The following is a 23497-nucleotide window of genomic DNA, read 5'->3' as shown; positions in this document are numbered from 1 at the left end:
CATTGTACCTGAGGATAGGTGGTTATAAGGTGGGTAATTGATTTAAGGCACCATCGACAATCCTGCAATTTGTCGCCAATAACCATTGCAATTTTTATCTGAAATATTCAATGGAATATCCCCATTTTCATTCGCTTTAAATTGCTTGAATATCTCAAGTGACTCAATACCTTCAGGGGATATGCGTACAATATCCACAAGGTCATGCATTGAATACAGGTCATTGCCAAGGTTATAGCAAGCACCACTGAGCGTTTGAATACCATTCAACGTAAACACCTGCTGATGTTCCTGAGAAAGCACCTTGCGCCCTTGTGGGTAGTTTATACAACAAGTTTCGCATTCGTCTTTTTGCTTATTTTCAGAGCGCGCAGTAAAGCAGCGTGCGGAATAGGCAAGTGGTAAGTGACCGTAGCTCATTACTTCAACATCAAATTTGCCACGAATACCGATGTCATCGCACTGATTTAGCAAATTAACCAGCCAGTCACGCGATAACTCTACAGGCATACACCAGCGCACCATACCTTGGCGTAACAGAATATTTAAGGTTTGTGCGTTATAGCAATTCAAACCGTGACCAGCGACAAAAGGAAGGTTTCTTTCGACTAACATGTTGATCACACCAAAATCATGGGCTTCAACGAGAAACTCGCCATTATCCACTAACTTGCTAATCTCTTTAAGTTCTGAAGGTGCTTGAAGGAGAGCAAGGGTACTCAGGACAATTTGTTTGCCGCTCTTGGCAAGCTGTTGCGCGAGTTCTATCCAGTCATTGGGCTTCATTTCACGACGTTTACTACATACCGTCTCACCGAGATAAATAATATCAGCGTCACTTTCCATGGCGTGTTGATAAAAATCTTCCAGCGTTTGTTTTGGCCAGTAATAAAGAATAGATCCTAACGAGTACTGCATGATATTTACCTTTTAAATTACTGCCATTTACGATGATAGGCACCCAATGTGGTTTGGCTTCCTTCAGACAGCCCACCTAACGCTTTTAGCCATTTCGGGTCAGTGACAAAATTGTTAGGGTTGGATTTGAAGCGGTCGATGGCTTGGCGCCAAATACGCGTCACTTCAGTCACATAAGCAGGACTGCGCTGGCGGCCTTCAATTTTGACAGAGGCAATATTTGCTGCCATCAGTTCAGGTAATAATTCAATGGTGTTGAGGCTGGTAGGCTCTTCAAGGACATGATATTTCTGTTCATCGACAAGATAACGTCCTTTACATAGCGTTGGGTAGCCTGCATTTTCATCTTTTTGGTAACGGTCTATCAACACATTATTGAGGCGTGATTCCATTCCTTCTTCCGTTTGTTGCCAACGAACAAAACGGGCTGGAGAGCATGCGCCTACCGTATTTGGTGACTCACCTGTGAGATAAGAAGACAGATAGCAGCGCCCTTCAGCCATGATACATAAACTACCAAAAGCAAACACTTCCAGTGGCACAGGGCTATTTTTGGCTAATTGTTTTACTTGGTGAATAGATAGCACACGTGGAAGGACAACGCGGTGGACTTGGAAATTACGTTCATAGAAGCGGATGGCTTCAGTATTGGTCGCTGAGGCTTGGACAGAAACGTGCCTTTCAATATGTGGGTATTTATTTGCAGCGTACTCTAACATGGCAATATCGGCTAAGATCAAGGCATCAGCACCAAGATCTGCGGCAAGATCGACGGAGTTTTGCCAACGTTCGTAACCATTAGGATGTGCAAACGTATTAATCGCAATATGTAATTTTCGTTTACGGTTATGGATATAACGCTCAGCTTCATGCAGTTTTTTTTCAGTAAAATTAAGTCCTGCGAAATGCCGTGCATTGGTATCATTTTTTAGTCCAATATAAACGGCATCAGCGCCGTTATCGACCGCCGCTTTTAAAGCGGGCAAATTCCCTGCGGGGCAGAGTAATTCCATTGTCCTATCCCTGTGTAAAATTTAACAGCTGACATTCTAGTCAACAGAACTGTTATAGATTTTGATTTAGAGCAGAGAAATTGTTAATGGATATCAGTATTCGTTAATTAAGGTCGTTAGGGAAATAAGGGGGCTGGTGGGTAATAAAGCAACTTTACCAAATGAAAGAGGATAAGTTTTATAAATAGGGTATATGAATTATTTATGACTAGTTTTTGATCGTTTATTTGAACGGATAGGTAATTAGGGATGATTTTTTATCCATGGGAAGTGAGAAATAAATATTGGCGGGATGGGCAAAAATTGATATAGGATCAAGCCAATAATAACATTTTTTGGCAAGATAACTTATCGTGAGTCAAATGTTAGGTTAATGGCTTCAATAAATGGGGTTATTAGCGTCGAAAATTTAATCGTCTAAATATGCAATATGTTACCCTAAATAATTCGAGCTGCTACTGCTGTTAAGTAGTTACACGAAAACGGGCAGACAATTACTACGGGAGTCAGTACTGTGTTAGGTAAAATTCGTTCTCAACTCATCACGAAAGGCCCTTCATTTTTGAAACTGCCTTTAAAAGTAACCCCATTCGCATTGCAGCGCCAAGTTCTTGAGCAATTACTAAGCTGGCAATTTCGTGAATCAGTGAAAGAAGGGGAACTTGATTTTCTCGAGGACAAATGGCTAAAGGTTGAAGTTCGTGACTTAGCGTTAGTCTGGTTTATCAGTTTGCAAGGTGGCCAACTGTCCGTCAAACAGCATGCAGAGGCTGATGTTAGTGTGAGTGGTAATGCGAATGATCTAGTACTGATCGCCGCGCGTAAAGAAGACCCTGATACGCTCTTTTTCCAACGTAGGTTGGTGATTGAAGGGGATACAGAGCTTGGCCTCTATGTGAAAAACTTAATGGATGCTTTTGAACTCGAAAATATGCCAGCTCCGTTGCGTTTTGCTTTATTACAATTGGCTGATGTAATTAAAACCGTGCATGAAAGTGAGGACGTAGAGCATAAGTCGCCTGCGTTAACTTCATGCTAATTCGAGTTGAAATCCCTGTCGACGCAATGGGTATTGATAAATTATTGCGTGAAACGTTTCCAACTGAAGCAGAAGCTAATCTTGTTCAACATTTACGTGAGGATGGTTTGCTAACTCTCGGGGTTGTGGCAACAAATGATGATGGTGAAGTGATTGGCTATGTAGGCTTCACGCCTGTCGACGTTAACGATGAAGACGTGCAATGGGTTGGCCTTGCACCATTAGCGGTAAATAAAGCGCATCAAGGCCAAGGGATTGCAGAAAAACTGGTCTATGAAGGGTTAGATAGCCTCAATGAGTTTGGTTATGGTGCAGTCGTTGTACTGGGGGATGAACTCTACTATTCGCGCTTCGGTTTTGAACCCGCTGCAAGTCACGGTATAAGCTGCCAATGGCCTGAACAACAAGCTCATTTTTTGGTTTGTGGCTTAGAGAATGGTGAAATTGGAGAACACCAAGGTTTGGTGACTTACTCTTCACACTTCAATAATTTATAGTTAGCTAAGTAGTTAACTAAGTCATCGGGCTGGTCTATGACCAGCCTTTCTTTTGTTTTTTTATTCAGTTGCTTAACTTGATATTCTATTTTCGACGCTGCTGAACGAGAACCAATAAAACACGAGAATGCTAATGTCAGTGGCATTTTCCCTTTCAATGCTTTTGCCCCTGTTCCTGCTTTATGTTGCTCAAAACGACGTTGCACATTGGTGGTGATACCACAATACAAGGCGTTATTTTTCTCTCTCACCAAGTAAAGATACCAGTCATTTTGTTCTAATTGGCTATTATTTAGTGTTGTTTTTATCATTTTGTGCTGATTTATAAGGGAAAAATATTGGGTGAACAACGAATATATTCGTTAAGTAAGATATTTATAACATATTAAAATTTAAATAAAAAATGATATGAAACTGTCACAAATTTGTAACCTCAATCTAAGTTATGATTCAAATTATTTGAATAACTATAGCAAAATTAGCTAATTTTCTTTTCAAACTAAAGCGCATAATATGATCCATATCACAGAGGGACAGTAAAAATCCCAACTAAAAATCAAGTTTACAAGAAGGAATATACAATGAAAAAATCAACATTATTTGCTGCTGCTTTAGCTTTAGGTGCTGCATCATTCGGTTCAATGGCTGCTGAAGAAGTTCAACATACTAGTCAGCCAGCTGCGGGTTATGTCTCAGTAACAGGTGCAGTGAGTGTCAATGACCTGACCGCACAATTAGCCAAAAAAGCTGATGAAGCTGGTGCAACTTCATTCCGTGTGATTTCTGCTGGTGGTGAAAACTCAATGAATGGTACCGCGGCTATCTATAAATAACCCTATTCATCATATTTACTTGTCATACTTCGAGCCGTAGCGTTGTTGGCCGCGTTCATTCGCACTAGTCACATACTTATGTATGCTCCTAGCGCCTCGTTCACTTGCCGCCTAGCTACAACTCGAATTATTTAGAGTAAAGACTCGAATTTAGTTGGCGTATAGGCCTAAAAATATTTAGGTTAATATTTCAGCTAGTTAGAGTATAGTAATAGCGAATTTTATGCCTACGTTCAGAACGGTTTAAGCAAGCTTAAGGGGAATCCCCCAAAAGCTTGTTCTGAACGGGTTTACATGGAAACCGCTATGACGCCTGAACAAACTTTAAAGCACATCCAGCGCTATATTGCCCGCCAACACGTTTTCTCTCTTTTTACTCACCATAACAATGATATCTGGCCTGCCAGTTGTTACTATGCATTTGATGCGAAAACGATGTGCCTGGTTTTAATGACAGACGCGAATTCAAGGCATGGGCAATTGATGGTGGCTAACCCGCAAGTGGCTGGCACAATATCAGCGCAAACCAAAGCCGTTAATGCAATACAAGGTATTCAATTTACAGGTGAAATTAAAATATTAGAAGGTGAGGAAGAACGGCTTGCCCGCGGTTTTTACTGTCGTCGTTTCCCTGTGGCATTAGTAGCGAAACTGCCTGTTTGGCAGCTTCACTTGCGGAATGTCAAAATGGTCGATAACAAATTAGGTTTTGGTACCAAACTACATTGGGAATGCCAAATTTAACGCAATTTGTGGATCACTTGATTGGAGCTACCGCGCCAAATTAAGCGTGGGTCATGTAAATCCTGTTCAAATTTACCGTCAATTACGGTATTAACTAAACTCACCACTTTTTGTTGTTCAAGCGTCAAATCACTCAATATGTATCCTGTCCATAACCAAATATCCTTATCTGGGCAAACGGCTTTTACGCGTTTAACCAACTTGAGCACCGCAGGCAAGTTGGCTGGGTGTAGCGGGTCTCCGCCCGACAGGGACAAACCCTGTCGACGAATACGCGTGTCTTGCAAATCTTGGATAATTTGATCTTCCATTTCTTGGGTGAATGGCACACCTGAATCAACTCGCCATGTACTTTGATTGTAACAACCACGGCATTGATGAACACACCCTGCCACAAACAGTGTACAGCGAGTTCCGGGGCCATTGACGACATCAACAGGATAATATTGGTGATAATTCATAGTATTAACCTATTTGACCGTTACCTAAATGCTTAATACGGCGTTTTACTTCTTCTTGTTTACCTGCATTAAATGGTCTTGCATCTGGGCTGCCTAAATAGCCACACACACGGCGGATAACCGAAACTCGGTTAGTATCATGGTTACCACAAGCAGGGCAGGTAAAGCCTTTGCTGGTGCAGGAAAACTCACCGGAAAAACCGCATTCATAACACTCATCAATGGGTGTGTTAGTACCATAATAAGGCACATGTTGATAGCTGTAGTCCCACACGTCTTCTAAGGCTCTAACATTATGTTGTAAGTTTGGATATTCGCCATAACAGATAAAACCGCCATTCGCGAGTGCAGGGTAAGGCGCTTCAAAATCAATTTTATCGTAAGGATTCACCTGTTTTTCAACATCTAGATGGAAGCTGTTTGTATAGTAACCTTTGTCGGTAACACCTGGTATCACACCAAATTCAGCGGTATCGAGACGGCAGAAGCGGTCACATAGGTTTTCACTTGGTGTGCTGTATAAACTGAAACCATAGCCTGTTTGGGCTTTCCATTCATCAGTGGCTTGGCGTAAGTGGTTGACAATTTCGACGGCTTTTTCACGTAATTTTTCGTCATCATAGACATGGGTCTGTGTGCCAAAAAGTGCATTGATGGTTTCATGCAACCCAATGTAACCTAACGAAATGGACGCGCGACCATTTTTGAAGATCTCAGCAACGTTGTCATCCGCTTTTAAGCGAACTCCGCAGGCGCCTTCCATATACAAAATTGGGGCAACACGCGCTTTTACGGTTTCTAAACGGGCAATGCGAGTCATTAAGGCTTTTTTGGCAATGGCTAAACGTTCATCCAGTAATGCCCAAAACGCATCTTCGCTGCCCTGTGCTTCGATAGCAATACGAGGCAAATTGAGGCTAATAACGCCTAAATTGTTGCGCCCATCGTGAATTTGTTGCCCATTTTCTTCATAGATCCCCAGGAAACTGCGGCAGCCCATCGGCGTTTTAAATGATCCAGTAACATCAACGACACGGTCGTAGTTAAGAATATCGGGGTACATGCGCTTACTGGCACACTCTAAAGCGAGTTGTTTTATGTCGTAATTAGGGTCACCCAATTTATGGTTTAGGCCATCTTTAATTGCGAATACGAGCTTAGGGAAAACCGCCGTTTTACGATTTTTGCCAAGGCCCGCAATGCGGTTTTTCAGAATAGATTGCTGAATTAATCGTGCTTCTTTAGAGGTTCCAAGGCCAAAACCAAAGGTGACAAATGGGGTTTGGCCATTCGCAGTGTGAAGTGTATTAACTTCATACTCTAAAGATTGAAAGGCGTCGTAACACTCTTTATCGGTGCGGCTGTGTGCATAACCCTCTGCGTCTGCAATTCCCCATTCTTTGGCGACGTTTAGGTGTTTTTCGAAGCTAATTGCCACATATGGCGCTAAAATTTCGTCAATACGGTTAATGGTTGTGCCCCCATAAATATGGCTTGCAACTTGGGCAATAATTTGTGCGGTAACGGCTGTTGCGGTTGAAATAGACTTTGGCGGCTCTATTTCGGCATTTCCCATTTTAAACCCGTTGGTTAACATGCCTTCAAGGTCAATTAACATACAGTTAAACATTGGAAAGAAGGGAGCATAGTCGAGGTCATGATAGTGAATTTCACCGCGTTCGTGTGCGATAACGACATCTCTTGGTAAAATATGCTGTTTTGCATAGTGTTTAGCGACAATACCCGCGAGTAAATCGCGTTGTGTCGGGATCACTTTACTGTCTTTATTGGCATTTTCATTGAGTAAAGAGACGTTACTTTGTTCGATTAGCCCACGAATGTCATGAGTCAATTGGCTGCGTTTTTCACGTTCGCTGTCTCTATCGTGGCGATATTCAATATAAGCACGAGCTAAGTCTTTATAAGGCCCGGCCATTAGTTGGTCTTCAACCGCATCTTGAATGTCAGCGATATCCACTCGGTCACGGCTGCAAAGTTGTTCTGTGACGACAGAAGCAACCTGAAGACAATAATCGTCATCCTTAACATTCACAGCAGCCGCTGCGCGTTTAACGGCTTCCTGAATTCGTGGAAGGTCAAAACCGACCTGACAACCATCTCTTTTAATAACAACCGTTCCCACGGGCATTCTCCTTGTTAAGTTATCCACAATACGACTTCAGCTATTCGCCATGTTTATCACGGGTACTAATCTGTGGATAAAATGTGAATAAATACTATATGTTGTGTCAATTGGTGTAATTAAAGCACAATATGTGGGATATTGCTTTTATTTAGATCGCTAACATTTGATTTAAAACAAAGAAAAAAATAATTTGTATGAAGATCAAAAGCGCAGAGGAAATAAATCTTTTCAGTTACTAGGATTCATTTTAATCATGCAAATAAAGTGTGTGTAATCGAATTTCCATCAGCGGAAAACGGGAAAAGTAGAGTTATAGTGTACAATCGGGAAGTTTTATGAGGACGGTAATACGTTTGGGGTGACAAAATCAGCGGGAAAAATAAAGACACCCCACTCAAAGCATGGGGTGTTTGGCTCGAACTAATCGTTATTTACGTACTGCGATTGCTTCGATTTCAATTTTTACGTCTTTTGGCAGACGAGCAACTTCAACACAAGAGCGAGCTGGGAATGGTGCATTATGTTGCTTGAAAAACTCTTCATAGGTGGCATTCACTGTCGCGAAGTCATTTAAATCTTTTACAAATACCGTTGTTTTCACGATATTAGCCGCACTTAAGCCAGCTTTTTCTAAAATTGCTTTTACGTTAGCCAGTGATTGGCGAGTTTGTGCTGCGATATCTTCAGGCACTTCACCGGTTTTAGGGTCAACAGGGATTTGACCTGATGTGATAACCATACTACCCAAATCTACGCCTTGAACGTAAGGACCGATCGCTGCTGGTGCGTTTTCTGTATTGATTTCGTATGACATAACTACTCCGTTTCATCACGTAAAGAGAAAATACTCATCATGTGGCAAGCCACAGCAGTGTTTGTGGCTTGGTGTGACTTTGAGTATAACTTTATGGGGTATTAGGCGCTATTATAAACATGGATTGCACCTAGACAACACCGGAGTCTACGCAAAAACAACCTACTGGTTATTGATCACAGCGTCTCTATCGAACTCTTTTTCGCAGAATTTACACGTCAGTGCGACTTCTTTGCCGATTTTTTTCACTCGGAAACTGCTTGATACGGGCTCATTATGGCTAATACAGTTGCTATTTGGGCAAATTAACACATTGTCGATATACTGAGGCAGTGTGAGTTCAAGCTTTTCGACCACTTGGTAATCTTCAATGCGATTCACAGTGGCTTCAGGGGCATACATAGCTAATTGGTTAGCTTGCTCAGGAGTTAAAAAGGTATTTTCAATTTTGATAATATCTTTCTTGCCTAAGTTGCTTGAAGGTAAATTTAAACCAATGGTGATGCGCTCATCCGTTTTGGTCAGTTTGAACAGTTTGAGTAATTTGAAGCCAATTTGAGCAGGAATGTGGTCAATCACTGTACCGTGGCTGATTGCTTCAACTTGTAATTTATGGTCGTGTGTCATGATGATTTCCTCCTCAGATAGCCAATTCTTTATTTAAAACCAGTGATAGCAATGCTTGCCTTGCATAAATCCCATTGCCTGCTTGTTGAAAATAATAAGCATATGGGGTGCTATCTACATCAACCGCGATTTCATCAACTCGAGGTAATGGATGTAAGACTTTTAAATTCGGTTTTGCACAATGCAGGTCAGCGGCACTTAAAATAAATTGGGCTTTCACATTCGCGTATTCAGAAGGGTCGAGACGCTCTTTTTGTACGCGAGTCATATACAGAATGTCGAGTTCTGGCATCACTTCATCAATGTTATTGTGCAGGCTGTAGGTTGCGCCTTTTTCTTCTAAGATGTGCAGAATATGGTTTGGCATTGAAAGCGCTTCGGGAGCAATAAAGTAGAAGTGATTACCTTCAAATTTAGACAGTGCTTGTGTAAGAGAATGCACGGTTCTACCATATTTTAAGTCACCAACCATGGCAATTTGTAGGTTCTCTAAACGGCCTTGCGTTTCTTGGATAGTAAACAAGTCGAGTAATGTTTGCGTCGGATGCTGGTTCGAGCCATCGCCTGCATTAATGACAGGAATATGGCCTGCAAACTGGCTAGCGAGGCGAGCGGCACCTTCTTGCGGATGGCGCATGACGATAGCATCCACATATTGGCTGATAACAGAGATAGTATCGGCCAATGTTTCCCCTTTTTTACCGAGGGAGGTGTTGGTGCTGTCAGAAAAGCCAACAACAGAAGCGCCTAAACGGTGGATAGCTGTTTCAAATGACAAGCGCGTGCGTGTCGAGGCCTCAAAGAAACAGCTTGCGATAACTTTATGTTTTAGGAACTCGGGTTGTGGCTGCTTTTTTAATGAAGCAGCGACGTTAAGTACTAATTCAAGATCTGAACGGTCTAAATCATTAATCGAGATGATATCGCGGTGGTATAAAGGGTTCGGCATTGTTGTTCTCCTGTGTCAGCAAGACATATTAGGTCTATAGGCCAAAAAAAAGCCCCTCATTGAGGGGCTTTTTTATAAATAAGAAGGGGAAAAACAGGCTGTCCAGACCGCCAGAAGGCAGTGCAGTGGAGGTGTTCTCTGTAAAAAATAGAGCAGCAACGTTCATGGTTTCTCCCGGCAAATTGTGGCGCATTATACGCATCTGATTCCATGACGCAAGCGTTTGCATAAAGAAAAATACATTTTTTTTATTTTTGCGTTTTGGTGAATATTTGAACTAACTGAAAAATGGGAGAAATAGTATCTCTCAATAGGGAATGCGCTGAGTATTGGTGTTTTTTAAACCAAAATTAAATCACATGATTGAATATACAGTACATTTATTTACACTTATTTTATGTGCGAGTAAGATAATTTTTCTTTTTAATTAAATATGCTCATTATGAAATCACGACTTTTTATTCTATTGGCATTCCTTCTCTCTGGCTGTTCATCTGTTTGGGTACCTGTTTCCGGCGGTTCAAAATTCACTCAAGCTGAGGCGAATGCAGTTTGTAAACCTGAAGCCCTTCATTTGTACCCAATCAAAAATGAAGTTGCGCAGCGCTCTGTTATGTCTTATGTCGAAAAAAAATGCAAAAAAGATGATGATTGTGGCAAAGACAAAACTTATAAAGAACAAACACCAGTTATGGAAAGCTATGTGATTGATGTCAATGAAGACACCCGTAATAATTATTACTTGGAATGCATGGTGTCTAAAGGCTGGACAAAAAAAGATAAGTATATGTGGGAATAGCATACAAGCAGCTAAATAGCCCAGTAGGCGCAGTTTACTTGGCTATTTAGCATGACAACGTTTATTTTTGCCCAAGTCTTTTCGCTACTTTCTCTAATTTCATCATTAGTAATAATGTAATCGAAACTAATACAATCGTTAGTGCCGAACCATCTGCAATATTGCCTCTATCGGTTAAACTGAAAATTGAAACAGGTAATGTCGCCCAGCCGGGGGGATATAACATCATCGTGGCGCCAAGTTCCCCTAAAGACAGTGAGAGGCTTAATGCCAGTGCTGAAATCATCCATGGCATCAAGAGTGGTAAGGTCACATGGCATAAACGATACCAAGGGGAAGCGCCTAAGCTAAAAGCTACGTTTTCTATATCGGGAGAAATACGTGCTAAGCCAGTGGAAACATTGCTAAAAGTAAAAGCCGAAATCAACACAAAATGGGCACTAAATACAATCCAAAAGGTGCCGTTCATCTGTAAATAGCCTTGGCTGAATGCCACAAGGATCCCAAGCCCGATAGAAACAGAAGGAATGGCACTGGGGAGGTAAAATGCAATACTCAGCCACTTTTGTATTTTCCCACTGTGTCTTCTTAATGCTAACGCAGCCCAAAGCCCACAAAACAGCGCAAATAGACTGGCACTAAAACCAACCACTAGGCTGGATAACATGGCGTCCCAAGCTGGCCCACTAAATGCGTTAACAAAATGTTCAAAAGTAAAGCCTGAAGGCAAAATGCCATTCCATTGGCGGCTGAAACTCGACATTAAAATCATCACTAAAGGCAGTAAAAACAATAAACTAAATAAGCTGATGGCAATGATAGTAGCAGTAACTCGTCCTTTTTTAGACCAAATCAACATAATTAATTCCTTACACCAAGACGAGTGGTTGCCATTCTGTAGAGAAAAAATAACCCGAGTGAAAGCAAGATGTTAATTAAGGCAATCATGCATGCTACGGCATAATCTGACTCTAATATTGCCTTGCTATAGACCATCATCGGTAAGGTATTGACGCCTTTCGCCCCGATAAACAGTACGATGCCAAATTCATTGGTGGTTAACAGCAGGCACAGGCTACCCCCTGCTAATAGAGCGGGAAGTGCTGCTGGGAAAATAACTTGCGCGATAACCCGTGCAGGATGTGCGCCTAAAATACTGGCGGCTTCTAATTGGCTCTTGTCGATTTGGCGCAGTGCCGCCATAAGGGGACGCATCACCAAAGGGGTAAAAACGGTAATTTCTGCTAAGATCACGCCATGAATTGAATAAAGGAACTCAACGGGCGGCAATTCGAAATCAAACAATGCCATCAAGGTGCCATTGAGTAGCCCTGCAGAACCATAAATGAAGGTAAAAGCGAGTGTAATCAAAAAGGTCGGTAGAGCAATAAAAGTATCAATCACTTGCGTGATAAAACGACTTCCCGGGAAAGGAATAAACACTAAGATCAGTGATAAGATACTACCTATCACAAGGCAACCTAAAGTGGCCAAAATGGCGATGTAGAGTGTGTTCCATAACCCATTAATAAAGCGCTTTGACTCAATAAGTTGCCAAAATGCGTCTACCCCCCATTTTCCCGCCTCATTTTGTAGTGCTTGTTGCGCTATCAACAATAAGGGATAAAAAAACAGCGTAGCTAACACCAGTAATGGCGGTAATATCCAATAAATGGGCTTTATTGTTATTGATGAACCTTTTGGCACGCTAATATGTGACATGTTATTCCTCAATTAAAACGGTATCTACTGGTGAAAACCATAAGGTGAGTTTATCGCCGATTTTAGGCGGTGAGGCCAAATGGGTGATGGCAACACTCACGGTTTCACCCGCAACATCACAAATTAAATGCGTTAAATCCCCCTGCCAACGAATAGACGTTAATGTGACTTGTAATTGATTGGTGGTATTGGCGTTTTGTACTAGCGTAATGTGTTGTGGGCGGATACACACCCATTTGTGGGTGCCAGCTCGCATACCTAATGTATGAGCTTCCAGCAATGTTCCACCACAACTGACATTTACTTTTCCGGGAGTTGTTGAAAAGCCAAGTGCTGTCGCGGCAAGAATATTGGCTCGGCCTAAAAACTCAGCTGCAAAACGGTTGGGGGGGCAGTGATATAAGGCATTTTTCTCACCATGTGCGACTAAATAGCCATCTTTCATAATGCCAATTTTATCACCAAGCGCGAGAGCTTCCGTTTGGTCATGGGTCACATAAAGAATGGTTAAATCAGGTAGTTCACGGTGTAACCGGGCGATTTCTTCAACCATATTATGGCGAATTTGCGCATCTAGCGCGGAAAGTGGTTCGTCGAGTAACAGAACACGAGGCCTTACGGCAATCGCTCTAGCAATCGCCACTCGCTGTTGCTGACCTCCTGAAAGTTGGTGAGGGTAGCGGGTTGCGTAATCCGTCATTCCGACGATTTTAAGGGCTTCAACGACTCGCTCATTAATGAGTGCTTTAGGTTGTTTTTGAGCTCGTAAGCCAAATGCCACATTTTCTTCCACTTTCATGTGGGGAAATAATGCGTAGTTTTGTACAACCATACCAAGTCCACGTTGGTAGGGGGGAAGGTGGGTGATATCCATATCACCTAATAAGATGCGCCCGCTATCAGGTTGAGCAAACCCGGCAATAGCACGTAATACCGTGGTTTTCCCCGATCCTGAAGGGCCGATTAAGACGAGTATTTCACCGGGGTCGATAGTGAGATCCAAGGGTTTCAATACCACATTGTTGTGGTAGGACACCCGCAAAGACTCGAGTTTGATCCCTGAGTGCTCGTTTTGCTGCATTGCAGTAGTGGCTTTTCGTTTCATCAACATCACAAGTTACTCACCATCAGTGACTTTTTGCCAACGTGAAATATCATCGGATAGGGAAACTTCAACTTCATTCCAATTAGGCTGCCAGGTTTTCACACCGTCTAACATTTGGACAGCAGTGTGGTATTGCTTATCAGATGGTGTGATATCTGAACGAACAGGCATTCCCCATGAAAGCTCACTGACTAGGCTTTGTGAGGGTTTATCTAAAAGGAAATTAATCAGCTTTTTGCCGTTTTCTGTTTCAGGGGCGTTGTTAACTAAGCCGATAACATAAGGTAAAACCAGTGCACTACGTTCCCCATTGGCATCTTTTGGCCAGAAAATTTGGACATTCGGGTTACGTGCCATTTGAGATAAATTCATTTGTAAGTCGCCATTAGCGACATACAGTTCCCCTTTATTGACAAGTGCGGTGAGTTTACCTGTGGAGGCCGATGGGCCAACGTTATTAGCCTGCAATTTACCGAGGTAATCAAACCCTGCATCTTTGCCATTAAAACTGTGGAAAACTTGTAACATCACTGCGGTGCCGTCCCCTGCTTGTCCCGGTGTTGAATATTGCAGTTTATTATTAAAGCGAGAATCGAGTAGGGAGTCCCAATTTTCAGGAGGAGACTTAAGCAGTTTAGCGTTATAGATAAAGGTCAGGTAATTATTGACTAACGGTGTGTAATAGTGATTGGAATTAGGAATATTTGCTGCATTTTCTGGCGTAAATTCAGCTAATAACTGGTTTTTTGCGGCACGTTGAATAAAGGGAGGAACAGTAATCAGCACATCGGCTTGTGGATTGGTACGCTCTTTAGCGAGCCTTTCAACTATCGCCCCTGAACCACTTTCGACATACTGTACTTTGATACCGGTTTGTTTGGTAAATGCTTCGAACTGATTTTTATACCAACTGTTGTTGCCATCGTGAAGCCCATCAGCGGAGTAAACAGTCACAACATCAGCAGCAAAAACAGAGGTAGAGCAAAGGGTTGCCATTAATAGGCCAGCTAAGTAGGTGCGTTTCATGGTTTTCTCCTGTTAAGGTAAAATGTATTCTGGTATATACCAGATGTTTTTTACGCTAACGGGTTTATATGACAGAAAGATGAAATGCAGATAAATAGCTAAAATTATTTTCTATAGGCAGAAATAATCACAAAGTATCGACTTCGATGCGCAAGCTATCATGACGCCAGTACTCAACATCATAATCTAAAATTCGGCCATGTTGGTCATAGTTTAAGCGCTGCAACAATAGGGCTGGGCGACCAACGGTAACCCCCAGTGCTTGTGCTGCTTGCGCCGGCATTGCTGTTGGGTAAAAAGACAAATGCATGCTGGTATAAATTAAATTGAAATGGGCTTCGTATACCTCCGTTAGGCTGCCATTGAGATCGTAACGTAGCAGCTCAGGAACGCGAGCAGGTAAGCAATGGTTTTCACAGTAACAAACAGGTCTGTCATCAGCAAAACGTAGGCGGGTGAGTAAATAAATTTGTTCAAACGATTGAAGTTTTAAGGGAGTCATCGCTTCGAGAGGAACGGGAATGACTTTTCCATTCAGTAAGACTGTCTTCGGTTGGCGACCTTGTTCAAGGCAAAGTTTATGGAAATTGGTATTTTGGGTTGGATCTAACCAGAGGCGCTCAGGTGTGACAAACCAACCGCGGCGTTCAGAGCGGTAAATGACTCCACTGGATTCTAACTGCGCCAAACTTTCGCGAATAGTGACGCGAGTAGTATTGAAAATGGCGCAAAGTTCGCGTTCAGAGGGGAGTTTATCCCCACATTTTAACGAACCATTTTGAATCCTTTCCTGTAGTTGGGCTTTGATAAGCAAGTATTGTGGGGTTTCATCCGCTGATAATTTCATGGTTATTTCCTATCATTGTTTCAATCATATTATACATAGTTATATGAATTTTTTGTTTCACGCACACTTTTCCTTTGACCTTTTGAGTCGCCTACGACCATTATAATAGCAATCTGGTATAGACCAAAGGTGAATTGAATGACAAACAATAATTATTTGCTATTAACACCGGGACCGCTCACGACATCTAAAACGGTGAAAGAAGCCATGTTGTTTGATAGCTGCACATGGGATGATGATTACAATTTAGGCGTTGTACAACATATTCGCCAACAATTAGTGGCACTGGCAACGGCCAACGCAGGGTATTCATCGGTACTACTTCAAGGAAGTGGAAGCTATGCGGTTGAAGCTGTTTTAGGTAGTGCTATCGGCGATAAAGAGAAAGTTTTGATTATCAGTAATGGCGCCTATGGTGCTCGAATGGCACAAATGGCCCAAGGCTTAGGTGTTGCCCATTGTGTTTATGATTGTGGTGAAGTGGCTTTGCCTGATCTGCAACGGGTCGAGCAGTTATTACAACAAGATAACCAAATCACTCATATTGCGATGGTACATTGTGAAACCACGACTGGGATTTTAAACCCGATAGAGAAAATCGCGAAGTTAGCGAAACAGTATCAAAAATGTTATATCGTGGATGCAATGAGCAGTTTTGGCGGAATTCCCATGGATATTGCTGAGCTTAACATTGATTTTCTCATTAGTTCGGCAAATAAGTGTATTCAGGGAGTTCCGGGGTTTGCTTTTGTCATTGCTCGTGCTGATGCACTTGAAGTCTGTAAAGGGCGTTCCCGTTCATTATCGCTAGATTTGTATGCGCAGTGGCGCTGTATGGAAGATTTCCATGGTAAATGGCGTTTTACGTCTCCAACCCATACGGTATTAGCATTTGCCCAAGCACTTAAAGAGTTAGCTCAAGAAGGTGGCGTAGCCGCGCGTTTTCAACGTTATCGACAAAATCAACATAAGCTGGTGGTTGGTATGCGTCAATTGGGTTTTACCACATTGTTAGAAGATGGTCTCCATTCGCCGATTATCACCGCATTTTACTCACCAAATTCGCCTGATTACCAATTCAAGCAATTTTATCAAAATTTAAAATCACAAGGCTTTGTCATTTATCCGGGCAAGGTCTCGCAAAGTGATTGTTTCCGCATTGGAAACATTGGTGAAGTTTATGAAAAAGACATTGATGCCTTGTTGGTAGCAATAGAAAAAGCCATTTACTGGGAAAAATAAGGGAAAGAAATGAACCGTATTGAAGCTGTTATTCTTGATTGGGCGGGTACCACTGTTGATTTTGGTTCTTTTGCGCCTACTCAGATTTTCATTGAAGCATTTAAATCTGTGTTCGATATGGATATCACACTGGCTCAAGCGCGCATTCCTATGGGGCTAGGAAAATGGCAGCATATTGAAGCACTGGGTAAATTGCCTGAGGTAGACGCTTTATGGAACGCGAAGTTTGGCCGCTCAATGAGTAGTGAGGATATCGATAAAATCTATGCGGCCTTTATGCCATTGCAAATTGCTAAAGTGGTTGACTTTGCTGCGCCAATCGCTGGAGTTGTCGACACAATTGCTACATTACGCAGCCAAAACATTAAAATTGGTTCTTGTTCAGGTTACCCTCGTGCCGTGATGGAGAAGTTAGTTCCAGCAGCAAAGGTGTTGGGCTATCAACCTGACTACTGGGTCGCGAGCGATGATATTCCCGCGGGTGGGCGACCGGGGCCTTGGATGGCACTTCAGAACGTGATTAAGTTAGGTATCGGCTCCGTATCAGCTTGTATTAAAGTGGATGATGCTGTTCCTGGTATTGAAGAAGGACGTAATGCCGGGATGTGGAGTGTTGGTTTGTCTATCTCGGGTAATGAGTTTGGTAAAACATGGGAAGAGTATCAAGAGATGACTGTAGATACGGTTAACTCGTTAAAACAACAAGCCGCCGAGAAATTGTATGCTGCTGGTGCTCATTATGTGATTGATACGTTAGCGGATTTGCCATCGGTTATTGATTGTATCAATCAGCGTTTGGCGAAAGGTGAACGTCCATAATGATAGGTTACCCTCAACTCATTTTGTTGAGTTGAGGGTAGGAATTTAAAAAACATTAATAGGAAGTTCTGGCGCTAATGTCGCCACCATTACCGCTTTGATGGTATGTAAACGGTTTTCTGCTTGATCAAAGACAATACTGTAAGGAGATTCAAAGACTTCTTCCGTGACTTCTAACCCACCAAACATATTGAATTCTTTAGCAAGTTGCGCTCCCAATGTGGTGTCTTCATTATGGAATGCAGGTAAGCAGTGTAAGAACTTAACATTCGGGTTGCCAGTGAGCTTAATCACATCCATATTCACTTGGTATGGTTTTAATAAATTAATGCGCTGTGCCCATACTTCTTTGGCTTCTCCCATCGATACCCACACGTCGGTATAGATAAAATCGGCATCTTTAACACCTTCGGCGACATCTTCCGTGAGTGTGATTTTCGCACCCGTTTTTTGAGCCAGTGCTTGGCAAGTATTCACTAATTCTTCTTCTGGCCAGCAGCTTTTCGGCGCAACAAGGCGTAAATCTAAACCTGTAAGCGCAGCAGCTTCTAGCATCGAATTCCCCATGTTATTGCGTGCATCACCTAAATAGGCAAATTTAATTTCAGATAATGGTGTATTTGGTCGGTGCTCTTGAATGGTTAGCAGGTCGGCTAATAACTGTGTGGGATGGAATTCGTTAGTTAGTCCATTCCATACAGGCACTCCCGAGTGCGCGGCTAAGAGTTCTACTGTACTTTGAGCGAACCCACGGTATTGAATGCCGTCATACATCCTGCCCAATACTCGAGCGGTATCTTTCATGGTTTCTTTGTGGCCGATTTGGCTACCAGAAGGCCCTAAATAAGTGACTCTAGCGCCTTGGTCAAATGCACCAACTTCAAATGCACAGCGTGTCCGCGTTGAATCTTTTTCAAAAATAAGCGCAAAGTTTTTACCTGAAAGGAGGGGCTGTTCTGTACCGGCTTTTTTTTCTGATTTTAGCCAAGAAGAGAGTTTTAAAAGTGAATGAATTTCGCTAGAAGTAAAATCAAGTAACCTTAGAAAAGGTTTATTATATAGGGGGTTCATAATTGGTAGCCTTTTTGTTTTGAATTAATATTCAATTTATATTCATAAAAATTCAAAATCAACCCCCAACGCAAAAGAAATTATCTTTAAATATATGGTTTCACTGTCAACCGTATGGGAGAATGGCGCAAAGAAAGACGAGCGACAAAGAAATAAAAGGGGTGTGGATATGGTAGATAAAGCTGAATTGGATGCGCAGTACGAAGAAACTCGCTTAATTATCGAAGAATTATTGGAAGATGGCAGCGATCCTGATGCACTGTATGCGATTGAGCATCATTTCTCTGCTGACAACTTTGCACTGTTAGAAAAAGCGGCTGTTGAAGCTTTTAAACTAGGCTATGAAGTCACAGATGCGGAAGAACTCGAAATTGAAACGGGTGAAACCCTGATGTGCTGCGATGTGATCAGTGAAAGTGCTTTAAATGCAGAGCTGATTGACGCACAAGTTGAACAATTAATGAAACTGGCTGAGAAAATGGGCATCAACTATGATGGTTGGGGCACGTATTTTGAAGACCCAGACGCAGAATATGACGACGAAGACGGTGACGATATCGACCCTGAAGATCGCGTTCATTAATTATTAGTCGCATCATGCAACTGCATAAAAGGATAGCTAAAAACTATCCTTTTTCGTTTAGCGTAGAATTATAATGCCTTTAACATGCGAATTTCACAGTCACTATGACCCGTATTTCCTAACGGTTCATCAATAAATTCAAACCCTAATTTTTCATATAACTTAATAGCCGCTTGGAGCTCTTTGGTTGTTTCTAGGTAGCAACGGGTGTAACCTTGCTGTTTAGCAAACTCCAGAGACATCAGTACGATTTGCTTCGCTAAGCCTTTGCCGCGTAGTACTGAAGATAAATACATTTTCTGTAATTCTGCTGTTTCGCTATCACCACCAGCAACTTGTGAAACACCGCCACCGCCAACAATTTTGCCATCCATTTCAACTACCCAGTAAGCACTGCGCGGTTTGCTATACACCTCAAATAAGGTATCTAAAATAGGGTCAGCAACGGCAAAGCCTTTGTCCGCAGTTAAGCCATGTTCAGCGGAAACTTCGCGAATAACGGCGGCGATCCCAGGGTTGTCTTGAGGTTGAATTAAACGAACTTTAACGGTTTGGTTTGTGTCTGTTGTCATGGGAACATCTCTTTTATTTGTATTAATTATATTTTTCATTGCGGCATTGGTAGTCGCAATATGTATGATATTGGCACATTTTTAATATTTTCAATGCCCTAATACAAAAAAGCCCTGACTCATCAACGACGAGTCAGGGACAGATACTTAAAGCTTAATGATTACAAAGAGGCAATCGTCACTTTTTGTGCTTCAATTTTAGCTTTTGCTTCAATATTGGCAGTTAAGCGTTCACGCTCTTTTTCAACAACGGCAGCAGGCGCACGGCTCACAAAACCTTCGTTTGCCAGTTTGTTTTCAATGGTTTCGATTTCTTTCACCACTTTTTCCAGCTCTTTATCTAAACGAGCCAGTTCCGCGTCTTTATCAACCAGACCCGCCATTGGGATCAGTAACTCAGCACCGCCAACCAGTTTGGTGACAGAAACCGGTGCTTCTTCGCCTTCAGATAGCACGCGGATGCTTTCTAAACGCGCCATTGATTTGATAAAGCTTTGGTTTTCTTCGATACGGCGTTTTGCATCAGCAGAAGCACCACGCAGCATCACATCGAGCGGTTTACCTGGTGAAATATTCATTTCTGCACGAATGTTACGAACGGCAATAATCGCTTCTTTGATCCACTCAAGGTCACTCAGCGCAAGTTCATCGACTTTAGCGGCATCGAACTCAGGGAACGCTTGCAACATAATGGTATCAGCGTCAATACCTTTAACGACTTTCACTCGTTGCCAGATAGTCTCAGTGATAAATGGAATGATTGGGTGAGCAAGGCGCAATAAGCCTTCCAGCACTTCGATCAGGGTGAAACGCGCTGCACGAACTTGCGCTTCATTACCTTTATGAACTGCAGGTTTAGACAGCTCTAAGTACCAGTCACAGAATTCATTCCATGTGAAATCATACAAAATACCCGCTGCGATATCGTAACGGTGAGTATCTAACGCTTCACGGTAAGCTTTTACAGTCTGATTAAATTGCGCCATGATCCAGCGGTCAGCCAATGAGAAGCTCATTTCACCGCCGTTTTGGCCGCAATCTTGGCCTTCGGTATTCATCAATACGAAGCGGCTCGCATTCCATAATTTATTACAGAAGTTACGGTAACCGGATAGACGTTTCATATCCCAGTTGATGTCACGACCTGTTGAAGCTAATGCGGCTAAAGTAAAGCGTAGGGCGTCAGTACCGTGGGCTTCAATGCCTTCTGGATATTCTTTACGAGTACGTTTAGCAATTTTTTCAGCCAATTGCGGCTGCATCATGTTGCCAGTGCGTTTTTCAAGTAAGTCTTCTAAAGAAATACCGTCAATCATATCCAGTGGGTCAATAACGTTCCCTTTGGATTTTGACATTTTTTGGCCTTCTTCATCACGGATCAAGCCTGTCATGTAAACGGTTTTAAATGGTACTTGTGGTTCACCGTTTTCATCTTTGATGAAATGCATGGTCATCATGATCATACGGGCGATCCAGAAGAAAATAATATCGAAGCCACTGACCAATACATCTGTTGGATGGAAGGTTTTCAGTGCATCGGTATTTTCTGGCCAGCCGAGAGTCGAGAATGTCCACAGACCGGAAGAGAACCACGTATCCAGTACGTCATCATCTTGACGCAGAGCGATATCTGCACCTAAGTTGTTTTCACGACGGACTTCGTCTTCATCACGACCCACATAGACATTGCCTTTTTCGTCATACCATGCAGGAATGCGGTGACCCCACCAAAGTTGGCGAGAAATACACCAGTCTTGAATATCACGCATCCAAGAGAAATACATGTTTTCGTACTGACGAGGAACGAACTGAATACGGCCATCTTCAACAGCCTTGATAGCATCACGAGCTAAAGGCTCGGTGCGCACGTACCATTGGTCGGTCAGCATAGGTTCAATAACCACGCCACCACGGTCACCGTAAGGCACTGTTAAGTCATGCGGTTTTACTTCAACCAGCAGGCCAAGTTGTTCGAACTCTGCCACGATAGCTTTACGAGCCGCGAAACGTTCCATCCCACGATACGCTTCTGGCATTTCGCAACTATAAGCCGTAGATGGGTTACCGTTGGTATCGAAAACCTCTGCTTCGTTACGAACGTTACCGTCTAAGTCCATCATGTTAATCATCGTTAACTGATGGCGTTTACCGACTTCATAGTCATTAAAGTCATGAGCTGGCGTGATTTTCACGCAACCAGTGCCTTTTTCCATGTCGGCGTGTTCATCACCCACAATTGGGATACGGCGGTTAACGATTGGCAGAATAATTTCTTTGCCAATTAAATCTTTATAGCGTGGATCTTCAGGGTTAACTGCAACACCAGTGTCCCCTAGCATGGTTTCAGGACGAGTGGTCGCGACCACTAAGTAGTCTTTGCCTTCAGCGGTTTTTGCACCGTCAGCCAGTGGGTAGCGCAGGTGCCACATAGAACCTTTAACTTCACGGTTTTCAACTTCTAAGTCAGAAATTGCCGTGTGCAGTTTCGGGTCCCAGTTGACTAAGCGTTTGCCACGATAAATTAAGTTTTCTTTATAGAGACGAACGAATGCTTCTTTAACAGCTTTAGATAAGCCTTCATCCATGGTAAAACGCTCGCGATCCCAATCAACAGAGTCGCCTAAACGGCGCATTTGTTGTGAAATTGTACCGCCAGATTCCGCTTTCCATTCCCAGATTTTGTCAATGAACGCATCGCGGCCGTAGTCGTGACGGTTTTTACCTTCTTCGGCTGCAATTTTTCGCTCAACGACCATCTGAGTTGCAATACCCGCATGGTCTGTTCCCGTTTGCCATAAGGTATTTTTACCTTGCATACGCTGGTAGCGGATCATGGTATCCATGATAGTTTGCTGGAAGGCATGCCCCATGTGCAGGCTACCAGTGACGTTCGGTGGCGGAATGACGACACAGAAGCTGTCTTGGGTGGTATCCCCATTAGGTTTAAAATAACCGCTTTTCTCCCAGTGAGCATACAGTGACTGCTCAATCTCTGCGGGGTTATATGTTTTATCGAGCGAGGGCTCATTCATTGGGCTATCTGGTTTCTTTTCCATTATCTTTTTGTATTCAGTAAGTTGGCGGCGTCGCCATAGTCAAATTGAAGCCGACGCTACGGTACGTTTTATACCGTTCACGCGCCAACTGTTTTAAAGTTTCATCAATAGGTACGAAGTCTATCACTTCATGGAAAGCCGTGGCAAAATCTGCGAACTGATTTTGTAAATTAATCAGTATATCGCGAGGTGTTGTGCCTCTTTTGGCCGGCCAGCAAATTTCAATCGGTGCACCATAACGCGGGCCTTCCCCTGCCAAATTATGCGGGACAAACTGGTGTGGATCACGCTGCCAAAGGGCCTCATCAATCTTTTCTGCTTGTAGCTGTGTTTCGCAAGCAACCAAAACACGCTTTCCACTGCGCCACATCTGAGCGGCAAGCTCACAAGCTAACCATTCATGGGCTTCAAGTTCAGAATGTGGTGATGTCTGTTCTAGTTGGTAAAATGTACCTTTTTTCATATACCCGTCATACTTCAATTTGTAGGGGTGTTGGCTACGCGCTTTCGCCTTAGTCACATACTCTTGTATGCTCCCAAGGCCTCAATTGCTTGCCGCCTACCTACAAACTGAATTATTTAGGGTATAGCGTAAATTGCCATCCTTCAATTTG

The 23497-nt window shown here is 42.7% G+C and carries 26 protein-coding genes; 8 read left to right on the top strand and 18 right to left on the bottom strand.

All coding sequences use genetic code 11. The features are described 5' to 3' along the window. Nucleotides 1–42 precede the first annotated feature (42 nt). The gene (locus PR725_RS02965) at nt 43–918 is read right to left on the bottom strand and encodes a U32 family peptidase (RefSeq protein ID WP_238562580.1); all 876 of its coding nucleotides are present in this window, start codon (nt 916–918) and stop codon (nt 43–45) included. Nucleotides 919–935: 17 nt separating this feature from the next. Then, nucleotides 936–1931: a ubiquinone anaerobic biosynthesis protein UbiU gene (ubiU, locus tag PR725_RS02960; RefSeq protein WP_004907495.1), complete on the bottom strand. Its 996-nt coding sequence runs from the start codon at nt 1929–1931 to the stop codon at nt 936–938. 514 nt (nt 1932–2445) lie between these two features. Between ubiU and ubiT the strand changes: the two genes are divergently transcribed. Both ubiT and PR725_RS02950 read left to right on the top strand, forming a co-directional pair. Next, nucleotides 2446–2970: a ubiquinone anaerobic biosynthesis accessory factor UbiT gene (gene ubiT, locus PR725_RS02955; RefSeq protein ID WP_004907497.1), complete on the top strand. Its 525-nt coding sequence runs from the start codon at nt 2446–2448 to the stop codon at nt 2968–2970. Beyond that, nucleotides 2964–3467, top strand: a complete 504-nt coding sequence (locus tag PR725_RS02950) for a GNAT family N-acetyltransferase (RefSeq protein ID WP_209101674.1) — start codon at nt 2964–2966, stop codon at nt 3465–3467. Before ubiT ends, PR725_RS02950 begins: the two co-directional genes overlap by 7 nt. Here PR725_RS02950 and PR725_RS02945 read toward each other — a convergent pair. Next, a complete protein-coding gene (locus PR725_RS02945) occupies nt 3440–3778 on the bottom strand; it encodes a GIY-YIG nuclease family protein (protein WP_004907500.1) in 339 nt (112 codons plus the stop codon). The genes PR725_RS02950 and PR725_RS02945 overlap by 28 nt on opposite strands. 270 nt (nt 3779–4048) lie before the next feature. On the opposite strand from PR725_RS02945, the gene PR725_RS02940 reads away from it, so the two are divergent. Beyond that, complete coding sequence (locus tag PR725_RS02940) at nt 4049–4300, top strand: DUF1471 domain-containing protein (protein ID WP_004907501.1); 252 nt, start codon at nt 4049–4051, stop codon at nt 4298–4300. Between the two features lie 306 nt (nt 4301–4606). Next, nucleotides 4607–5044 (top strand): YhbP family protein, encoded by a 438-nt coding sequence (locus tag PR725_RS02935; protein WP_109912171.1) that lies wholly within the window; start codon nt 4607–4609, stop codon nt 5042–5044. On the opposite strand, the gene nrdG is transcribed toward PR725_RS02935, so the two are convergent. From nrdG to PR725_RS02905, 6 genes are all read right to left on the bottom strand, one after another. Beyond that, nucleotides 5041–5505 carry an anaerobic ribonucleoside-triphosphate reductase-activating protein gene (gene nrdG / locus PR725_RS02930; RefSeq protein ID WP_004907505.1) on the bottom strand — a complete coding sequence of 155 codons (465 nt, stop codon included), beginning with the start codon at nt 5503–5505 and terminating at the stop codon, nt 5041–5043. The genes PR725_RS02935 and nrdG overlap by 4 nt on opposite strands. 4 nt (nt 5506–5509) lie before the next feature. Beyond that, nucleotides 5510–7648 (bottom strand): anaerobic ribonucleoside-triphosphate reductase, encoded by a 2139-nt coding sequence (gene nrdD / locus PR725_RS02925; protein WP_109912112.1) that lies wholly within the window; start codon nt 7646–7648, stop codon nt 5510–5512. A gap of 430 nt (nt 7649–8078) precedes the next feature. Continuing rightward, entirely contained in the window at nt 8079–8465 is a 387-nt protein-coding gene (gene ridA, locus PR725_RS02920) for a 2-iminobutanoate/2-iminopropanoate deaminase (RefSeq protein WP_004907508.1), read from the bottom strand. 162 nt (nt 8466–8627) lie between these two features. Then, complete coding sequence (gene pyrI, locus PR725_RS02915; protein ID WP_004907509.1) at nt 8628–9092, bottom strand: aspartate carbamoyltransferase regulatory subunit; 465 nt, start codon at nt 9090–9092, stop codon at nt 8628–8630. 13 nt (nt 9093–9105) lie between these two features. Further along, a complete protein-coding gene (gene pyrB / locus PR725_RS02910; protein WP_004907510.1) occupies nt 9106–10041 on the bottom strand; it encodes an aspartate carbamoyltransferase in 936 nt (311 codons plus the stop codon). 34 nt (nt 10042–10075) lie between these two features. Next, complete coding sequence (locus PR725_RS02905; RefSeq protein WP_255456629.1) at nt 10076–10207, bottom strand: hypothetical protein; 132 nt, start codon at nt 10205–10207, stop codon at nt 10076–10078. A 276-nt stretch (nt 10208–10483) separates the two neighbouring features. On the opposite strand from PR725_RS02905, the gene PR725_RS02900 reads away from it, so the two are divergent. Then, on the top strand, nt 10484–10840 hold the full coding sequence (locus PR725_RS02900) for a hypothetical protein (RefSeq protein WP_036958764.1): 357 nt from the start codon (nt 10484–10486) through the stop codon (nt 10838–10840). A 61-nt stretch (nt 10841–10901) separates the two neighbouring features. On the opposite strand, the gene phnV is transcribed toward PR725_RS02900, so the two are convergent. The 5 genes from phnV to phnR form a co-directional block, all read right to left on the bottom strand. Then, complete coding sequence (phnV, locus tag PR725_RS02895) at nt 10902–11699, bottom strand: 2-aminoethylphosphonate ABC transport system, membrane component PhnV (protein ID WP_004907512.1); 798 nt, start codon at nt 11697–11699, stop codon at nt 10902–10904. Nucleotides 11700–11701: 2 nt separating this feature from the next. Next, on the bottom strand, nt 11702–12562 hold the full coding sequence (gene phnU / locus PR725_RS02890; protein WP_272567517.1) for a 2-aminoethylphosphonate ABC transporter permease subunit: 861 nt from the start codon (nt 12560–12562) through the stop codon (nt 11702–11704). 1 nt (nt 12563) lies between these two features. Continuing rightward, entirely contained in the window at nt 12564–13673 is a 1110-nt protein-coding gene (gene phnT / locus PR725_RS02885; RefSeq protein ID WP_109912109.1) for a 2-aminoethylphosphonate ABC transport system ATP-binding subunit PhnT, read from the bottom strand. Nucleotides 13674–13679: 6 nt separating this feature from the next. Then, a complete protein-coding gene (locus PR725_RS02880) occupies nt 13680–14693 on the bottom strand; it encodes a 2-aminoethylphosphonate ABC transporter substrate-binding protein (protein WP_272567515.1) in 1014 nt (337 codons plus the stop codon). 127 nt (nt 14694–14820) lie between these two features. Continuing rightward, the gene (phnR, locus tag PR725_RS02875; protein ID WP_109912108.1) at nt 14821–15540 is read right to left on the bottom strand and encodes a phosphonate utilization transcriptional regulator PhnR; all 720 of its coding nucleotides are present in this window, start codon (nt 15538–15540) and stop codon (nt 14821–14823) included. Between the two features lie 138 nt (nt 15541–15678). On the opposite strand from phnR, the gene phnW reads away from it, so the two are divergent. Both phnW and phnX read left to right on the top strand, forming a co-directional pair. Continuing rightward, entirely contained in the window at nt 15679–16782 is a 1104-nt protein-coding gene (phnW, locus tag PR725_RS02870; RefSeq protein WP_004907520.1) for a 2-aminoethylphosphonate--pyruvate transaminase, read from the top strand. Between the two features lie 9 nt (nt 16783–16791). Next, nucleotides 16792–17601 (top strand): phosphonoacetaldehyde hydrolase, encoded by an 810-nt coding sequence (phnX, locus tag PR725_RS02865; RefSeq protein ID WP_004907521.1) that lies wholly within the window; start codon nt 16792–16794, stop codon nt 17599–17601. Between the two features lie 45 nt (nt 17602–17646). Here the strand turns inward: phnX and argF are convergent, their stop codons facing one another. Further along, nucleotides 17647–18672: an ornithine carbamoyltransferase gene (gene argF, locus PR725_RS02860; protein ID WP_004907523.1), complete on the bottom strand. Its 1026-nt coding sequence runs from the start codon at nt 18670–18672 to the stop codon at nt 17647–17649. Nucleotides 18673–18841: 169 nt separating this feature from the next. On the opposite strand from argF, the gene rraB reads away from it, so the two are divergent. Continuing rightward, a complete protein-coding gene (gene rraB, locus PR725_RS02855) occupies nt 18842–19255 on the top strand; it encodes a ribonuclease E inhibitor RraB (protein WP_004907524.1) in 414 nt (137 codons plus the stop codon). A gap of 68 nt (nt 19256–19323) precedes the next feature. Here the strand turns inward: rraB and PR725_RS02850 are convergent, their stop codons facing one another. From PR725_RS02850 to PR725_RS02840, 3 genes are all read right to left on the bottom strand, one after another. Next, a complete protein-coding gene (locus tag PR725_RS02850) occupies nt 19324–19827 on the bottom strand; it encodes a GNAT family N-acetyltransferase (RefSeq protein WP_110731594.1) in 504 nt (167 codons plus the stop codon). A 161-nt stretch (nt 19828–19988) separates the two neighbouring features. Next, nucleotides 19989–22859, bottom strand: a complete 2871-nt coding sequence (locus PR725_RS02845) for a valine--tRNA ligase (RefSeq protein WP_196718329.1) — start codon at nt 22857–22859, stop codon at nt 19989–19991. A 37-nt stretch (nt 22860–22896) separates the two neighbouring features. Next, nucleotides 22897–23346 carry a DNA polymerase III subunit chi gene (locus PR725_RS02840; RefSeq protein ID WP_110731595.1) on the bottom strand — a complete coding sequence of 150 codons (450 nt, stop codon included), beginning with the start codon at nt 23344–23346 and terminating at the stop codon, nt 22897–22899. Nucleotides 23347–23497: the final 151 nt, after the last annotated feature.

The organism is Providencia sp. PROV255 (assembly GCF_028478065.1).
GTDB classification, from domain to species: Bacteria; Pseudomonadota; Gammaproteobacteria; order Enterobacterales; family Enterobacteriaceae; genus Providencia; species Providencia rettgeri.
The sequence above is the reverse complement of the archived record's forward strand: the minus strand, read 5'-3'. Positions and strand labels throughout refer to the sequence as shown.

What these genes read in the sequence shown, in the direction of transcription:
- PR725_RS02965 (WP_238562580.1), bottom strand. Translation starts at nt 918, where the DNA reads ATGCAGTACTCGTTAGGATCTATTCTTTATTACTGGCCAAAACAAACG.
- ubiU (WP_004907495.1), bottom strand. Translation starts at nt 1,931, where the DNA reads ATGGAATTACTCTGCCCCGCAGGGAATTTGCCCGCTTTAAAAGCGGCG.
- PR725_RS02950 (WP_209101674.1), top strand. Translation starts at nt 2,964, where the DNA reads ATGCTAATTCGAGTTGAAATCCCTGTCGACGCAATGGGTATTGATAAA.
- PR725_RS02945 (WP_004907500.1), bottom strand. Translation starts at nt 3,778, where the DNA reads ATGATAAAAACAACACTAAATAATAGCCAATTAGAACAAAATGACTGG.
- PR725_RS02940 (WP_004907501.1), top strand. Translation starts at nt 4,049, where the DNA reads ATGAAAAAATCAACATTATTTGCTGCTGCTTTAGCTTTAGGTGCTGCA.
- PR725_RS02935 (WP_109912171.1), top strand. Translation starts at nt 4,607, where the DNA reads ATGACGCCTGAACAAACTTTAAAGCACATCCAGCGCTATATTGCCCGC.
- nrdG (WP_004907505.1), bottom strand. Translation starts at nt 5,505, where the DNA reads ATGAATTATCACCAATATTATCCTGTTGATGTCGTCAATGGCCCCGGA.
- ridA (WP_004907508.1), bottom strand. Translation starts at nt 8,465, where the DNA reads ATGTCATACGAAATCAATACAGAAAACGCACCAGCAGCGATCGGTCCT.
- pyrI (WP_004907509.1), bottom strand. Translation starts at nt 9,092, where the DNA reads ATGACACACGACCATAAATTACAAGTTGAAGCAATCAGCCACGGTACA.
- pyrB (WP_004907510.1), bottom strand. Translation starts at nt 10,041, where the DNA reads ATGCCGAACCCTTTATACCACCGCGATATCATCTCGATTAATGATTTA.
- PR725_RS02905 (WP_255456629.1), bottom strand. Translation starts at nt 10,207, where the DNA reads ATGAACGTTGCTGCTCTATTTTTTACAGAGAACACCTCCACTGCACTG.
- PR725_RS02900 (WP_036958764.1), top strand. Translation starts at nt 10,484, where the DNA reads ATGAAATCACGACTTTTTATTCTATTGGCATTCCTTCTCTCTGGCTGT.
- phnV (WP_004907512.1), bottom strand. Translation starts at nt 11,699, where the DNA reads ATGTTGATTTGGTCTAAAAAAGGACGAGTTACTGCTACTATCATTGCC.
- phnU (WP_272567517.1), bottom strand. Translation starts at nt 12,562, where the DNA reads ATGTCACATATTAGCGTGCCAAAAGGTTCATCAATAACAATAAAGCCC.
- phnT (WP_109912109.1), bottom strand. Translation starts at nt 13,673, where the DNA reads ATGTTGATGAAACGAAAAGCCACTACTGCAATGCAGCAAAACGAGCAC.
- PR725_RS02880 (WP_272567515.1), bottom strand. Translation starts at nt 14,693, where the DNA reads ATGAAACGCACCTACTTAGCTGGCCTATTAATGGCAACCCTTTGCTCT.
- phnR (WP_109912108.1), bottom strand. Translation starts at nt 15,540, where the DNA reads ATGAAATTATCAGCGGATGAAACCCCACAATACTTGCTTATCAAAGCC.
- phnW (WP_004907520.1), top strand. Translation starts at nt 15,679, where the DNA reads ATGACAAACAATAATTATTTGCTATTAACACCGGGACCGCTCACGACA.
- phnX (WP_004907521.1), top strand. Translation starts at nt 16,792, where the DNA reads ATGAACCGTATTGAAGCTGTTATTCTTGATTGGGCGGGTACCACTGTT.
- argF (WP_004907523.1), bottom strand. Translation starts at nt 18,672, where the DNA reads ATGAACCCCCTATATAATAAACCTTTTCTAAGGTTACTTGATTTTACT.
- rraB (WP_004907524.1), top strand. Translation starts at nt 18,842, where the DNA reads ATGGTAGATAAAGCTGAATTGGATGCGCAGTACGAAGAAACTCGCTTA.
- PR725_RS02850 (WP_110731594.1), bottom strand. Translation starts at nt 19,827, where the DNA reads ATGACAACAGACACAAACCAAACCGTTAAAGTTCGTTTAATTCAACCT.
- PR725_RS02845 (WP_196718329.1), bottom strand. Translation starts at nt 22,859, where the DNA reads ATGAATGAGCCCTCGCTCGATAAAACATATAACCCCGCAGAGATTGAG.
- PR725_RS02840 (WP_110731595.1), bottom strand. Translation starts at nt 23,346, where the DNA reads ATGAAAAAAGGTACATTTTACCAACTAGAACAGACATCACCACATTCT.